Annotated in this window: 13 protein-coding genes; all 13 read right to left on the reverse strand. The window is 61.3% G+C overall.

The genetic code is table 11. The features are described from left to right. Positions 1-169: 169 nt before the first annotated feature. The 13 genes from ACYZTK_RS01150 to ACYZTK_RS01210 all read right to left on the reverse strand — a co-directional run bounded on the left by ACYZTK_RS01150 (position 170) and on the right by ACYZTK_RS01210 (position 13,731). Positions 170-1,756 (reverse strand): arylsulfatase, encoded by a 1,587-nt coding sequence (locus ACYZTK_RS01150; protein WP_462012750.1) that lies wholly within the window; start codon positions 1,754-1,756, stop codon positions 170-172. A 76-nt stretch (positions 1,757-1,832) separates the two neighbouring features. Next, positions 1,833-2,858, reverse strand: coding sequence for an HAD family hydrolase (locus tag ACYZTK_RS01155; RefSeq protein ID WP_462012751.1), 1,026 nt, complete (start codon positions 2,856-2,858; stop codon positions 1,833-1,835). Further along, entirely contained in the window at positions 2,855-4,282 is a 1,428-nt protein-coding gene (locus tag ACYZTK_RS01160; RefSeq protein WP_462012752.1) for a hypothetical protein, read from the reverse strand. Before ACYZTK_RS01160 ends, ACYZTK_RS01155 begins: the two co-directional genes overlap by 4 nt. Continuing rightward, positions 4,279-5,859: a VWA domain-containing protein gene (locus tag ACYZTK_RS01165; protein WP_462012753.1), complete on the reverse strand. Its 1,581-nt coding sequence runs from the start codon at positions 5,857-5,859 to the stop codon at positions 4,279-4,281. The genes ACYZTK_RS01160 and ACYZTK_RS01165 overlap by 4 nt, the downstream gene beginning before the upstream one ends. Then, positions 5,859-6,851 carry a vWA domain-containing protein gene (locus ACYZTK_RS01170; RefSeq protein ID WP_462012754.1) on the reverse strand — a complete coding sequence of 331 codons (993 nt, stop codon included), beginning with the start codon at positions 6,849-6,851 and terminating at the stop codon, positions 5,859-5,861. The genes ACYZTK_RS01165 and ACYZTK_RS01170 overlap by 1 nt, the downstream gene beginning before the upstream one ends. Further along, positions 6,838-7,323, reverse strand: a complete 486-nt coding sequence (locus ACYZTK_RS01175; RefSeq protein ID WP_462012755.1) for a DUF4381 domain-containing protein — start codon at positions 7,321-7,323, stop codon at positions 6,838-6,840. The genes ACYZTK_RS01170 and ACYZTK_RS01175 overlap by 14 nt, the downstream gene beginning before the upstream one ends. Next, the gene (locus tag ACYZTK_RS01180; RefSeq protein WP_462012756.1) at positions 7,320-8,255 is read right to left on the reverse strand and encodes a DUF58 domain-containing protein; all 936 of its coding nucleotides are present in this window, start codon (positions 8,253-8,255) and stop codon (positions 7,320-7,322) included. The genes ACYZTK_RS01175 and ACYZTK_RS01180 overlap by 4 nt, the downstream gene beginning before the upstream one ends. Next, positions 8,252-9,232 carry an AAA family ATPase gene (locus tag ACYZTK_RS01185; RefSeq protein ID WP_462012757.1) on the reverse strand — a complete coding sequence of 327 codons (981 nt, stop codon included), beginning with the start codon at positions 9,230-9,232 and terminating at the stop codon, positions 8,252-8,254. The genes ACYZTK_RS01180 and ACYZTK_RS01185 overlap by 4 nt, the downstream gene beginning before the upstream one ends. Positions 9,233-9,245: 13 nt before the next feature. Then, complete coding sequence (locus ACYZTK_RS01190; protein WP_462014991.1) at positions 9,246-10,283, reverse strand: hypothetical protein; 1,038 nt, start codon at positions 10,281-10,283, stop codon at positions 9,246-9,248. A gap of 29 nt (positions 10,284-10,312) precedes the next feature. Continuing rightward, a complete protein-coding gene (locus tag ACYZTK_RS01195) occupies positions 10,313-11,221 on the reverse strand; it encodes a transporter (RefSeq protein WP_462012758.1) in 909 nt (302 codons plus the stop codon). Between the two features lie 32 nt (positions 11,222-11,253). After that, positions 11,254-12,654 carry a DUF1254 domain-containing protein gene (locus ACYZTK_RS01200; protein WP_462012759.1) on the reverse strand — a complete coding sequence of 467 codons (1,401 nt, stop codon included), beginning with the start codon at positions 12,652-12,654 and terminating at the stop codon, positions 11,254-11,256. A gap of 27 nt (positions 12,655-12,681) precedes the next feature. Further along, positions 12,682-12,930, reverse strand: a complete 249-nt coding sequence (locus ACYZTK_RS01205; protein ID WP_462015006.1) for a hypothetical protein — start codon at positions 12,928-12,930, stop codon at positions 12,682-12,684. Between the two features lie 9 nt (positions 12,931-12,939). Then, a complete protein-coding gene (locus tag ACYZTK_RS01210; RefSeq protein WP_462012760.1) occupies positions 12,940-13,731 on the reverse strand; it encodes a hypothetical protein in 792 nt (263 codons plus the stop codon). Between the last annotated feature and the right edge of the window lie 110 nt (positions 13,732-13,841).

Below are 13,841 nucleotides of genomic sequence, written 5' to 3' on the forward strand. Positions count from 1 at the left end.
TCGAAAGACACCCTTGTAGGAGCTGCCGAAGGCTGCGATCTTTTGATCTTTATCAGGGCTGAAAACCTAAAGATCAAAAGATCGCAGCCTTCGGCAGCTCCTACGGTGAGCGTGTTCGTAATTTGGAATTTGGGCCGCTCGCCATTACAGGCGAGCGGCGGTCTTGCGTTTATTGTGCCGGTTGATTCTTCATTTTTTCAGCGATCTTCGCATCTACCGCAGCGCGGATCTGGTCAATGCTGAAGCTGGCCGGTTTCTGGCTAGGTGGATACTCGATAAAGGTCTGCAGGAATACTGCAGATTTCTGCACCGCCTGGGCCGCCAGGTAAACGTTTTTGGTCTGCCAATCGTAATACTGGTCGGAGACGATGTCGGCACGTTCGTACGGGTCCATCCTCAGGTTGAGGATTTTCGGTACACGCAGGCACACGAACGGTTCGCTCCAGACTTTGAAACCTCCAGGTTCACGTTGTTCGCAGAACACTACTTTCCAGTTGTCGAAGCGCATCGACACCAGCACGCCGTCATCGTTGAAGTAGTAGAACTCCTTGCGCTCGCCCTTAGGCTGCTGACCGGTCAGGTAAGGTAGCTGGTTGAAACCGTCCAGATGCACCTTGAAGTTGTTGCTGCCGGAAGTCGGCGCCCAGCCTTTGAGCAGCTTGCCTTTTACATCGGTTTCGCCCGCTGCAGCCAGCAAGGTAGGGAACCAGTCCATGCCTGAGAACATTTCGTTGGAAACTTCACCCGCCTTGACCTTGCCCGGCCAGCGAATGATCGCCGGAACCCGATAAGCGCCTTCCCAGTTGGAGTTTTTCTCGTTGCGGAACGGCGTGGTTGCCGCATCCGGCCACGAAAACTGGTTGGGGCCGTTGTCGGTGGTGTAGACAACGATGGTGTTGTCGGCGATTTTCAGGTCATCGAGGGTTTTCAGCAATTTGCCGACGTCACCGTCGTGCTCGATCATGCCGTCCGCGTACTCGTTGCCGGGCATGCCGCTCTGGCCCTTCATCGAGTCACGCACGTGGGTGAATACGTGCATGCGCGTAGTGTTCATCCAGACAAAAAATGGCTTGTCGGCCTTGGCCTGTTTCTCGATGAACGCCTGTGCGGCGGCCGTGGTTTCGTCGTCGATGGTTTCCATGCGCTTGGTGGTCAAGGCGCCGGTGTCTTCGATCTTGCCGTCGGCAAAACTATGGATCACACCGCGGGGGGTGTTGGCCTTGACGAATTCGGCGTCGTCCTTGGGCCAGTAAGGCCGTTCCGGTTCTTCCTCGGCGTTGAGGTGGTACAGGTTGCCGAAAAATTCATCGAAACCGTGGTTGGTCGGCAGGTATTCATCCTTGTCGCCCAGGTGGTTCTTGCCGAACTGGCCAGTGGCGTAACCCTGTGACTTGAGCGCCTGGGCGATGGTGATGTCACGTTTCTGCAGGCCGACCGGGGCCCCGGGAATACCGACTTTCGACAGACCGGTACGCAGCGGCGTCTGACCGGTGATGAACGATGAGCGTCCGGCAGTGCAGCTGTTCTCCGCGTAATAGTCGGTGAACATCATGCCTTCCTTGGCAATACGGTCGATGTTCGGCGTCTTGTACCCGACCACACCCATGGAGTAGGCGCTGATGTTGGTCTGGCCGATGTCATCGCCAAAGATCACCAGAATGTTGGGTTTTTCAGCGGCCCCGGCAGTCGCCGAAATCGCCATCACCGAGGCTGCCACCAGGGCGAGTTTCGGTAGCCACTTGTGTATGCGAGTCATCTGACTAGCTCCTTTGCTCACTAACGTCGCCTGAAGGCGACAAACGTTTGTTGCGGTCCTGCGTTACGCTTTTTTTTTACTTCACTTGCTCTGCTGCGGGGGCGTCGAAGGGATAGACCCGGCGCCATTCGGCCGCCATGTCCACGACGGTCCATCCGCGTTTGTTTGCTTCGTCCAGGGCCTTGTCCAGACGGCCGATTTGCGACTGGCGGTCATAGGCCCATTCGCGCTTGGCGTCGGTGTGATGCACCAGGCCCATAAAGCGCTTGCCGCCACCGTCGGCCGTCCACTGCAGCATCTGCAGGTCACCGTCGGAGTTGCCGAATGCAAGAATTGGCCGGCGCCCGATCACGGCGTCGATGCTCTCGGGTTTGCCCGGGCCGTCATCGTTGTGCGCCAGTTTCGGGGTACGCAGGATCGATGCCTTGCCGTCCTTGTACTGGAAGGCTGTGACAAAAGTGGTACCGATCACCTGCTCCGGGGGAATGCCGTAGACCTGTTGTGCGAAGGCCCGCATGAAGGCGGTGTCGCCCCCGGAAACGATGTAGGTCTTGAAGTCCTGGCTGCGCAGGTAGTCGAGCATTTCCAGCATCGGCTGGAAGATCATTTCGGTGTAGGGCTTGCCGGTCTTGGGGTGTTTAGCCTGGCTCAACCAGGTCTTGGCGTAGTCATCGAAGGCTTCGGTGGTCATGCCGGTGTGGGTAGCCCCGAAGATTTTCAGAATGCCGTCCATGCCAGCGGCCGCGAGGGCCTGGTGATCGTTCTCGATCACGGCCTTGAACGGCTGGGTGGTTTTCCATTCCGGGTGCTGTGGCGCGGTGCGCTTGACCTCTTCCAGGGCGAACAACAGCTCGAAGTACATCGGCTGTTCACTCCACAGGGTGCCGTCGTTGTCGAATGCGGCGATGCGGTCCTCGGGTTTGACGAAATCCTTGCCGCCCTGGTCGGTGACAGCCTGGACGAACTCGATGATGCTCTTCTTCGATGGGCCATCGTTCCATGAAGGCAAGGGCTCCGCGGCAAGCGCCATCAGGGGTAGGCTCAGGGCCAGGGCGAAGAAAAACTTCAGGCTGTTGCGGTGGACAGGGACGGGGATCGTCATGGGAAATCCTTCTCGTGGACGGGGTTGAGTGGTCGTAAAGCCTGGGCGGGTGCAGCCTTGTGACGTTCAGCCTGACTATGCAGCGTAGCCAAGGATTGCCTGAGTTGATGCAGCGCCTGATCTTCGGTCGGTTGCGGGCCGTAACAGGCGCGCAGCAGCGTTTGCAGGCGCGGGCCCAGGGCTGTCAGTTTCAGGCCAAGGCGACTGCGTCGAAGCCACAGGTACAGGGCACTCAACTGGGCTGGCCGGCCCTCAATCTGCCCTGGAATCTGCGCCCAGGCATAGTCGGCAGATGCCAGCCAGGCGGCGTGGCGAGCCTGGCGTCGGGCCTGCCAGCGCTGGTACGCGCGCACGAATATCGGTCGGGTAAACCAGGCCAGCAGTGCCGCGCCCAGCAGTAGTGTGGCGATAAGCAGCCAGTGTCCTGACAGGTGCAGGCGACCCTGCTGACCGAGTCGCTTCAGGTCTTCGGTGATAGAAAACACCGGGCGATAACCACTGTTGGCCAGCGCCTCGAACGTCACGGCAGGCACGACGGCGGTGCGGCTCTGCCGGGTGCTGGCGTCCCACCATTTGACGCTGATGGCCGGCAGGCTGTGCTGGCCTTCGGTGTCGATACGGTAGGTCACGGAGTCGATGCGCTGGCCGCCGTTGAAGTTGCCACGGCCGTCGTCCAGATCGCTGATCTGTGGGGCCTTCGAGTAGCGGCTGAGGCCATTGATGTCGGCCAGTGGCGGGGTTGGCAGCGACATGGCCAGCGCGCCATCCGCCTGCAGTTTAAGCGCGCGGGTAATGCTGTCGCCGACCTTCAGCGCAGTCGCCGGTTGTTGGATCGTTTGCGAGAAGCGCAGGCCTTGGGCGACCAGTACCGTTTCTCCTGGCTGGAAACCAGGCGGCTGGATGGCTGTGAATTGCAGCGGTTGGCTCTGGGCGCTCAACTCGGTGCTGGCCTGTCCCGGTGTGGCGTGCACGGTCAGCGCCGGTACGGTGAAATCCCGGGCCAGGTTCGGGGTGATCCGGTAGCTGTAGCGCATGCCGTTGTATGACTTGCCGTCGAGGGTCTGGTTGATGTGCTCGGCGTGGCCGTCCGGCGGCATCACCAGCGCGCCGGGCAGCTTGAGGTCGGGCAGGGTGGGGGCGTTGGTGAACCAGCTGTCGGTGAGGACGTCGAGTTGCAATTCGACCAGGCCGCCGACCATGGGGGAGTCGGCGGGTTGCAGGCGGGTCTGGATGCGCAGGTCTGGTTCGCTGGCCTGGGCGAGTGCGGGGGGCAGGCACAGGAGCATGGCGAGGAGAGCTTGGGTGAATGGACGACCGCTATCGCGAGCGGGCTCACTCCTACAGTAGAGCGGTGAGCGCCGCAGCTCCCCTGTAGGAGTGAGCCTGCTCGCGATGGCCGCGACTCGGTTCAGCAGGCTGTTCAAGGCTTACCCCCCGCCTGATCCTGCAAGCTGAACTTCTGCTTCAAAAACTTTGCAGGAGAGGTCGTCAGGTTTTCCAGCCACTGCGCATCCGATGCCGCCTGTTCGGTCTCGACCGCTTTGCTCTGACCTTTGCCCGGTGCCTTGTCCATCTTGATCTCGTCGGGTTTGACCTCGGGGGTATTCTGCTCGGCGCTTTCGGTGTCTTTCAGCAGGGCCTGCGCCAAGGCCAGATTGGCTGTGGCCTCGGGGAATTGCGCCTGCAACTTCAGGGCCTGGGTGTAGGCGGCAATAGCCTGGTCGAACTTGAACCGACGAACGTAGATATTGCCCAGATAGAAATACGCCTGGGGCGTTTCCAGGCGGGCAAAGCTTGCCAGCGCAAGGTCGAAGTCCGCTGCGTTATAGGCGGCGATGCCTTTCCAGTAAGGGTCGACAAAATGCGCCGCTGCTTGCGGAAAATGCCCATGTTCAAACGCCCAGCGCCCTTGCTGGTCGGGGGTGAAAAACGCGTCGGTCAAGGCATTGGCTTCGGCTGGCGCCGGCTGCAGGCCCAGACCCAGCGCCAGCGCCACACCCGCCATCCAGTTAACGCTCCAGCCCTTGCGCACGCTGAAGAACGCCAGCAGCAACAGCGGCCAGCACAGCCAGTAACCCGCGTCCTTCCAGTGCAATTCGCGCTGTTCTTCGCTGGTGCTCTGGAAGTGCTGCTGGGCATGCAGTTCAACCCAGTCCAGATCGTCCTGGTTGAGGGTCAGGCTGCCCAGCGGTGCATCCACCGCTGATGCCAGTTGCTTCAGTGCCGCCTGGTCAAAACTGCCGACTGCGGGACGACCGTTGCTGTCGGTGCGCGGCTGGCCATTGGCGTCGCGGATAACGCCGCCGTCTTCGCTGCCGACCGCCAGAACCAGGACTTGCAGCCCGCTGTTGTCGAGTTGTTTAGCCAGCCCGGCGAGTTGCGAGGTGTCGGCACCGTCGGTGATCAGCAACAAGGTGCCTGGGGTTTTTTCTGCGGCCAGTAGCCGTTTGGCCTGCTCGATGACCGCACCGACGTTTTTCCCGGGTTTACTGATCAGGTCAGTGCCCAAGGCCTGGATAAAGGTGTCCAGCAACGCCGGATCGTCGGTGGCCGGCAGCACCAGATGAGCGCTGCCGGCATAGGCGATCAGCGCGTTGCGGGCGCCGGCGCGGCGCTGGATCAGGTCGTGGAGCTTGTGTTTCGCCGCTTCCAGGCGCGTCGGCTGGATGTCGTTGGCATCCATCGACGGTGACAGATCAATGGCGATGATCAGCGGCGCTCGATTCTCCAGGAAGTCCGGGCGATCCTGCTCCCAGGTCGGTCCGGCGGCAGCGATGGCGCCAAGCATCAGCAGCGCGCAGGTCAGGTGCACCGGCCGCAGGCGTTGCTGATCCTGCGGAGTGATGAGCAAATGGGGCAGCAAGTGCGCGGCAATATTGCTGCGCAGTCGCCGCTGCAAGTCCCGGCCGCGGCGCCATATGAGCGGCAGCAGGGCGGCAAATGGCAGCAGCAACAGCCACAGCGGGCGCAGGAAATGGAAATCGCCGAGGTTGATGTCCATCACGCCTCCTGCCGTTGACGCGCGAGGGTCAGGCGTGGAATCAGCAGGGCTGCGGCGTGATACAGAGCGAGCAGCAGAATGGCCGCCCCGAGCGGCCACCAGAACAGGTCCTTTTTCGGCTGGTGACTGAGGGTTTTCACCTGATGCGGCGTCAGTTTGTCGAGGGTGCTGTAGACCTGATCGAGTGCCGTACGGTCTTCGGCGCGGAAAAACTTGCCGCCGGTAGTGTCAGCGATCTGTTGCAGGCCTTGCAGATTGACCTTGGCTTCACCTTCGGCACTCGGGTCGCCGATGCCGATGGTATGGATCACTACGCCCTTGGCGGCAGCCATGGCAGCCGCGTGGTCGGGGGTGATCGCGCTGCTGGTGTCGTTGCCGTCGGTGAGCAGGATCAGCACTTTTTCCTGTTCGTGGGCCTGATCAAGCAGCTTCAGGCTCAGGCCGATGGCGTCACCAATCGCGGTATTGGGGCCCGCCATGCCGATGCCGGTGTCGTCCAGCAGCAGCGACAGGCTGGCGTGGTCCAGGGTCAGCGGGGCTTGCGGGTAGGCACCGCTGCCGAAGACGATCAGGCCCAGCCGGTCGTCTTTTCGCTTGTCGATAAAACCATGCACCACTTCCTTCACCGCTGCCAGCCGGTTGATTTTCTGGCCGTTGGCATTCGTGAAATCGGTGGTTTCCATGGACTGGGAGATGTCGATGGCCAGCATCAGGTCGCGCACCGGTTGTTGACGCTCGATGGGTTTTTCCACCAGCACCGGGCGAGCGGCGGCAATCAGCACAAGTGCCCAGACCAGCAGGTTCAGCAGCAACTGCCAGCGGTTGTGGCGAGTGCCGCTCTGGCTCGGAGCCTGTCCGACGGCACGACTCATCGCGCCGAAAAACGGTACGCGCACGGCGCTGCGGGCCTCCCGGTAGTCCGGCAGGAAACGGTAGCCCAGCCACGGCAGCGGCAGCAGGAGCAACAGCCAGGGATAATCAAGCTGCCACATGATGACGCTCCACCCAGAGTTGGCAGGTGTCGAACAGGTGTTGGCGTTGTTCGGTGGGTATGGCTTGCAGGGTGGCGTCCGGGGCATAGGCCAGTGTTGCCAGTTGCTGGCTGAAATCTGCAGGCAACGGTTGTGAGATGTGCCGCTCAAGAAACGCCTGCCATTCCTTCCCGCCCAGCGCGGTCACCCCTTGTGGGGGCATAGACAGGGCCACGCGCTTGAGCAACTCCGGCAATTCCCGCAGTGCACTCAAGTCGTTGCTCCGGCTGCGCAACTGGGCCAGTCGCAGCAGCGCTTCGCGGCGATAACGATCGCGCCGCCACTGCCAGTAGCGCCGCGCGCTCAGCAACAGCACTGCCGCGATTACCAGTACCAGCAACACCCACCAACCCCAGGTCTGCGGCACATAACTCACCGGCGCGGGCAGGGCGATTTCCTGGAGTTGTTCGATGCTCGGGATCTGCGGATTCATCGCCGGCCCCCGGCACGCTTGCCCAGCTCGGCGCGCAGTTGTTCCTGCGCGTCAGTGGCAGTGCTGAACATCATCAGCGGCACCTGACTGCGCCGCAGCAACGTGGCGACATCCTTGAGTCGACCGCTGAGAAAGTCACCCAGGGGCTGGTGAATCCTGCGCTGCTCTACGGCCAACTCGACCTGCAGCTGCCCCTGGGTGATCAATATCCGGCCGTTTTTCGGCAGGTTCAGCGCCAGCGGATCGTAGACCTGCATGGCGATCACATCGTTGTGCGCCGACAACTGCCGCATCAGCTGCAAGGTGCGTTCACCGGCGCCGGCAAAATCGCTGACGATGCAGATCAGGTGATCATGGCCAGCCAAGGCCAGGCAATGCTGCAGCACCTTGTCCAGCTGGTCTTCACCTTCGGCGTCCGGATTGGCAGCGTTCAGTTGTTGATTCTGTTCGGCGATACGGCTGCACAGCGCTTCGATGCGCTTGCGGCTGCGCAGGGGGGCGATGCTGTCGATGCGCTGGTCGTTGAACACCAGGCCACCGACCCGGTCGCCGGCGTTGAACACCATCCACGCCGCCAGTGCACCGAGTTCGGCGGCGGTGGCGGACTTGAAGCTGCGTTGCGAACCGAAAAACATCGACATGCGCTGGTCCACCAGGATCAACGCCGGACGGTCACGCTCTTCGGTAAAGGTACGCACCACCGGTTTGCCAGTGCGCATTGACGCGCGCCAGTCCAGGTGACGCAGGTCATCGCCGGGCTGGTAGCGGCGCAGCTCGTCGAAGTTCAGCCCGCGGCCGCGCAGGCGTGAAGCGTGGTTGCCGGCGAGAATGCTGCCTTGCGGGTGGCGTGCGAGAAAACTCAGGTCGTGTGCCTTGAACTCCAGCGCCATCAATTGCGCCAGAGAGACATAGACCAGGCCATCGGCTGTCATGCAGGAATTGCCACCTTGTCGAGCAACCGATCGAGCACCTGGTCCGCAGTGACGCCATCGGCCACCGCGTCGTAACTCAGGTGCAGGCGATGCCGCAGTACCGGGTGCACCACCGCGCGCACATTGTCCGGCGAAACGAAATCCTGCCCCTGCAACCAGGCATCAGCCCGGGCGCAACGGTCCAGGCCGATGCCCCCACGAGGACTGGCGCCGATGGCGATCCAGCGCGCCAGATCGGCGTCGTAGTCTGCGGGGTGCCGGGTGGCGTTGATCAGGTCGATCAGATAACGGTCGATAGCCGGCGAGACATGAATCGCGCTGACTTCGCGCCGGGCGCTGAAGATCACCTCCTGGGACAGCGCAAAGCCCTGGGTCGCGGCCGTCCTGGCGCCCAGTGCCTGTTCCTCTTCGCGGAGCAGGCGCAGCACCTGGCTTTCGTTTTCCGCGCTCGGGTAGTCCAGCAGCACCTTCATCAGGAACCGGTCCATTTGCGCTTCCGGCAGTGGGTAGGTGCCTTCCTGCTCGATCGGGTTCTGGGTCGCCACCACGATGAACAGTTCCGGCAGTATGTGACTGTTGCCGGCCACGGTAATCTGCCGCTCCTCCATGGCTTCGAGCAGCGCTGCCTGGACCTTGGCCGGGGCCCGGTTGATTTCGTCAGCCAGGATCAGGTTGCCGAACAGCGGCCCCGGCTGGAACACGATTTCGTTCTTGCCATCGACCTGGTGCAGCACTTCGGCGCCGGTAATGTCCGAGGGCAGCAGGTCCGGGGTGAACTGGATGCGACTCATCTTCGCGTCCAGGTGCTTGGCCAGGGCCTTGACCGTGCGCGTCTTGGCCAGGCCCGGAAGGCTTTCCAGGAGCAGGTGACCGTTGGCCAGCAGGCCGAGGATGATTTGCCGAATCACTTCATCCTGGCCCAGTACGGCTTCGGCGATGCTCGCTTGCAGAGCCTTGAGGTCATTTATGGCAGACATTGCAGCGCCCTCGTCAAAGCATGAAAGTTGGAATAACCGGGATAAACGACAAGCGAAAATTCCAGCGGCTGCTGATCAGGTCGTCCGGGTGGATGGCCGAGTACTGGATCTCGCCGGAGATGCGCACCGGCAGCTTGCCGAAGTTGAAGATTCGCCCGGCGCCCAGGCCGATCGGAAAGGTCACCTTGTTGCCGCCGTCAGCTTTCCAGTTGACCGTGAAGTTGGGGGTCATGCCGACCCGCCATTGCTCTGGCCCAGGAATGCTGCGCTGGATGAAGTACTGCACGTTGGTCAGGCTGACGTCTTTGCGGTTACTGTCGCCGCCCACTGACCACCAGTGCTGCGGGAACACGCCCAGGGTCCAGTCCGGGCCCAGGTAGGCGGCGACGAATGCCGGTCCCAGGGAGTATTTGCCGGTGCCCAGCACGTCCTCTTCGGCAGTGGGGAACATTGCGGTCGGGCCGAAACCCCAGACCATCTTGCCGCCGCCGGCAAAGCGTATTGGCTCCTTGGGTGAGAACACGCCGACGTAGGCCAGGTCGCCGAAACCGCTGGTGCGATCGAACGGGTCCTGGATCACCGAGGCGAAATCGCCACGGTCGCTGAGGATGTCGCTGGGGCCCATGCCGATCAGGTTGCCGGCCCGGTGGTTGACCGGGGCACTGACGTAGCTGATCGGCAGGCGGTTGATCAGGTTCCAGTCTTCGCCGAGGGAGATCGGGAAAGTCGGCATGAAGCTGTACTTGCCGAGCATGCGCGTGCCGTTGCTGTTCGGGCCCTTGAGCGCGGTGTAGTCATACTGGTTGAACAGCAGCACCAGGTTGCCCACCGGGTTGTCCATCAGCTTGGCGATCTGTTCCGTGGAGGGTTGGCAGCCGGCGGCCACGACCTTCTTCAGGTCGATGTCGAAGTCCTGCTGCAGGCGCTGGCAGGTTTCAGGGTCACCTTTGCCGGCAGGCGCCGCCTGGCTGCCCCCCAGTTCCGGCAGATTGCCAGCTGCACAAGCGATGCCGCTGAACATCACGCTGCAAAGTGTCAGGTTTGTTCGCATCCATGCGTTGGTCATTGTTCGACGCTCCCTTACCAGGCGTACTGCAGGCGCAGTGTCCAGGTGTTGACGTCGGGAGAGCCGGTGCGCTCCGAGACGGTATCGGAATAAGCGATCAGGCCGCCGAACTGCGGCGACAGCATGAAGCCGACGCTCGCACCGAGCAGGGCGTTCTCCTGCTTGTTGTCCTGCCACTCGCCGTCGATGCGGGTCTCGCCGCCCCGGTTGTAGGTCGCATCGAGCGAAGCCCACAGGGCGCGATTGATGGTGTAGCTGTAGTGACCTTCAATGGCGTACAGGGCCTTCTGTTCGAGGGTGCTGTCGCCTTGGTAATCCTCATTGTCGCCATACAACGATACGTAGGTATTGAGTTCGAGCCAGGTCGGACCGATCGGTGTGCCGAAGGCGATCTCCGGTTTGAACGCCCAGCGGTTGGAACCGATATTGATGATCCGGTCCTTGTCGTAGTCCCCGGTGGGCGCGGTGATCCAGAGTGCGCCGGTGACGAAGGTCTCGGGTGTCCAGTTGGCGAACTCTTCCTTGGTCAGGGCCGGGCCGCCAAACAGGTTGTGCACCAGTACGAACTGGGTGTCGGCCATGCCGCCGTTGTGTTTGGTGCCGTTGAAGAACTGCGCGTTGTCGAACGAAGCGGAGATGTCGGCGTATGGCTGCAGGATCTGAATCGCACTGTTGCGGCCGTCGATGGCGAACGAGCGGGCGAAGCGGGCGATGTACAGGTCAGCGTTCAGCGACAGTCCATCAATCGGTAACGAGGTGTCGATCGGCGTGTTGGTGTCGATTTTGTTGTAATAACCGAACACCATGTTCAGGTCCGTTGGCAGGTTCTGCCAGTCCCGGGCGTTGTCGGCCTGGCTCATCAAAGGCGCAAGGCTCAGGGCGAGTGCAGTGAAAGCGGCTGTTTTCGAGGTGTTCCTGCCCATGGCGGTGCTCCAGCAAGTAGTGAGATCGCGGTTCAAGGTTTAGCGGCCACGGGCGTCAGCAGCGGCATCTGCCATTGGCCATTGGTCACTTCCGGCTTTGGCAGGTACAGGCGTAGGATCCCGTAGAACGGCCCGTTCGGAGCCGGCAGCCAGTTACTTTCCAATGCCTTGGCCGGCGCCTTGTTCTGCACGTAGAGCGTCAGGCCTCCGTCGGCATCAAGCTTGAGATCCGGCAGCATCCGCGAGTTGATCAGGTAGCGGTTGAGAGGATTGGCCACCAGTAGCTTGTTTTTCGCGTTGTACATCGTCAGGGACCAGAACGCGTCGGCCGGAGGCAGGGCGCCCTTGTCGAAGTGCAGGGTGTAGTCGTGTTTCGAGGCATCGACCGGCTGGCCGTCCTTGTCGACGAAGTAACCGATATAATTCGCCTCCTCGGCGGAGTTGCCGAAGATCCCCATGTTCGCGCCGGCATAGCGGTACAGGTAATTGCCCTGGAGATGATCGCGGGTACCGAACAGGTCGCCGCTGCTGAGCTGGTGAGTATCGACCTTGTCCTTCTTGAACTGGGCAAACTCGGCCTTGGCGTCCTTGATGCCGTCTTCGAGCGCCTGGCGTTGCTCAGTAGACAAATCGGTCAACTTGAACGGCTTGCCGGCTTCAACGCCGATTTTCGCGAACCGTGCCAGCAGGTCTTTCTCCGCATCCTGGGCCGGAGCAAACGACAGCATGAAGTTGAGGTAGCGGAACAGGTCCGGAGTGTCGCTCATGGTCGGCGTCGGTTTGGGCCAGTCGATCTTCGCAGCGGCTGCCGGGGCTTTGTGCTTGACGTAATGGCTCAGGGTTTCGACCTTGTAGCCATGCTGGATCTGCTTGACCTCGGCCAGGTCCTTTTCATCAAACAACTGCGTGCGGTACAGCGCATAGGCAATTCGCGTTTCGCTGCGCAGCAGACGATCGATGTCTACCGGTTGCTGCCCTTGCCAGTCGGGACCGGCAATCATGAAATGTCCGCCGTTGTTACCGGTGCTGCGAGTGCCCAGATACGCGAAATTCTGCGTGTAGGCGTCGATCAGTTGCACCGAGTAATAGCGATTTTCTTCGATTTTCGGCAGGGTCAGCACTACCGGCTCGGCCCGCAGGTCCATCCACACGAAGGAGTAGGGCGTGTCGGCATTCGGGGTGACGAAGGCGGTGTCTGTCGCGGTGAACGCTTTGGCGGTGTTGCCGATCTGGTTGAATGGCGCCTTGAAGTTCGGGCTCTGCTTGTCGACGGCCTGGGTGTAGAGGGTCTTGTACATCTCAACCACCGGGAAACCATACAGATAGGCTTCCTTGGCAATGCCGCGAGCCTCCTCGGGACTCGCAGTGAAACCGGCCCAGGCGCTGGAACTCAGTGCCAGAGAGAGTGCGGTGAACAGCAGGCGATTACTCATGTAACTTCCTTATCAAACACATGGGCGTCATTCCACGACGGTGATGTCGTCGAGTTTCCAGCTTTTGTCGAAATAGGCTTCGGTCGGGGCGTACAGGCGGAAATAACTGAACCAATGTTTGCCCGGCACGGTTTGCACCCAGTTGCTCTCGAAGCCCGGCAACTCATCCTCCATGGCGATTTTTCCGATGCGGGTATCGAGGTCGGCGGCACCCACGCCGCAGCTAACAAACATGGTCATCAGACTGAAACCGGCTGCGCGAATGGCACTATGCATGGAGGAGCCTCATTTACCGAAGGTGACGTTGATGCCGGCGAACAACACGAATTGCGGCAGGCCATCGCCTTTGCGCTCCACGGTCCACTGCGGCTCGATGAAGGCATTGAGAATATTGCTTCCGGATTTCCAGACCTTGCCGCCACCCAGGCCGATGGGGATGTAATGGGTGTCGTTCTTCAGGTCAAAGGTCCAGGTGCCGGTCGAGCGCAAATACCAGCCTTTGGGCAGGTTATGCATCAGGAAGGGCTGCAGCGTGGCAGTTTCGACATGCACTCGGTCGTCATCGCCAGCGAACGAGCTTTGGTACTGCACCAGTGCCCCCAGCAGGCCGCGGGGCGAGGCGTCGATGGCGACTGCCGCGAGACCGGCCTGCCACTTGCCGGTGCCCAGCTCGTCCTTGGCAGCGGTCGGTGCGGTGATCTGCGGTCCGATGCCTAATTGCACGCCTTGGGTCTTGAGCAGGAAAATATCGAACAGGTTCAGGTCGCCGATACCGGTGCTATAGCCGCCATGCGGATCGGGGCGGGTACTGATCGGCATGGTGGCGCGCAACAATTGCGGAACGCCGATGAAGTCGTTCGGGGCGACGGGCTGGGTGCCGCGCAGCAGCGCATCGTTGGTATGCACGTTGCTGTCATACAGGCGGGGCGTGTAGTAATCCTGAAGGTTGGCGCCAGGGGCCAGGTTCAGCGGGTTGTTGCTTTTGTTCGCGGTGTCGGCGTTATCTGCATAGGTACAAACGGCAGGCGCCAAAGCGGCCGCCAGCAACAAGGCGTGTGCACCCTTTTTCTTGCTCATGATTCCCCGGTTCCTTCGTGGCGCATTGGACAACTCGGCACTTGACGGCCGTTAATGCGTAATCCCTTTCCTAAAATTCTGTAGGACACGTCTGATTAAGCTAGCAGCTT

The organism is Pseudomonas sp. LB3P31, from assembly GCF_054897945.1.

Excerpts from the sequence above, each read along its gene's own strand:
- ACYZTK_RS01190 (WP_462014991.1), bottom strand. The coding sequence starts at position 10,283 with ATGCGAACAAACCTGACACTTTGCAGCGTGATGTTCAGCGGCATCGCT.
- ACYZTK_RS01210 (WP_462012760.1), bottom strand. The coding sequence starts at position 13,731 with ATGAGCAAGAAAAAGGGTGCACACGCCTTGTTGCTGGCGGCCGCTTTG.
- ACYZTK_RS01155 (WP_462012751.1), bottom strand. The coding sequence starts at position 2,858 with ATGACGATCCCCGTCCCTGTCCACCGCAACAGCCTGAAGTTTTTCTTC.
- ACYZTK_RS01205 (WP_462015006.1), bottom strand. The coding sequence starts at position 12,930 with ATGCATAGTGCCATTCGCGCAGCCGGTTTCAGTCTGATGACCATGTTT.
- ACYZTK_RS01170 (WP_462012754.1), bottom strand. The coding sequence starts at position 6,851 with ATGTGGCAGCTTGATTATCCCTGGCTGTTGCTCCTGCTGCCGCTGCCG.
- ACYZTK_RS01195 (WP_462012758.1), bottom strand. The coding sequence starts at position 11,221 with ATGGGCAGGAACACCTCGAAAACAGCCGCTTTCACTGCACTCGCCCTG.
- ACYZTK_RS01175 (WP_462012755.1), bottom strand. The coding sequence starts at position 7,323 with ATGAATCCGCAGATCCCGAGCATCGAACAACTCCAGGAAATCGCCCTG.
- ACYZTK_RS01150 (WP_462012750.1), bottom strand. The coding sequence starts at position 1,756 with ATGACTCGCATACACAAGTGGCTACCGAAACTCGCCCTGGTGGCAGCC.
- ACYZTK_RS01185 (WP_462012757.1), bottom strand. The coding sequence starts at position 9,232 with ATGTCTGCCATAAATGACCTCAAGGCTCTGCAAGCGAGCATCGCCGAA.
- ACYZTK_RS01165 (WP_462012753.1), bottom strand. The coding sequence starts at position 5,859 with ATGGACATCAACCTCGGCGATTTCCATTTCCTGCGCCCGCTGTGGCTG.
- ACYZTK_RS01180 (WP_462012756.1), bottom strand. The coding sequence starts at position 8,255 with ATGACAGCCGATGGCCTGGTCTATGTCTCTCTGGCGCAATTGATGGCG.
- ACYZTK_RS01200 (WP_462012759.1), bottom strand. The coding sequence starts at position 12,654 with ATGAGTAATCGCCTGCTGTTCACCGCACTCTCTCTGGCACTGAGTTCC.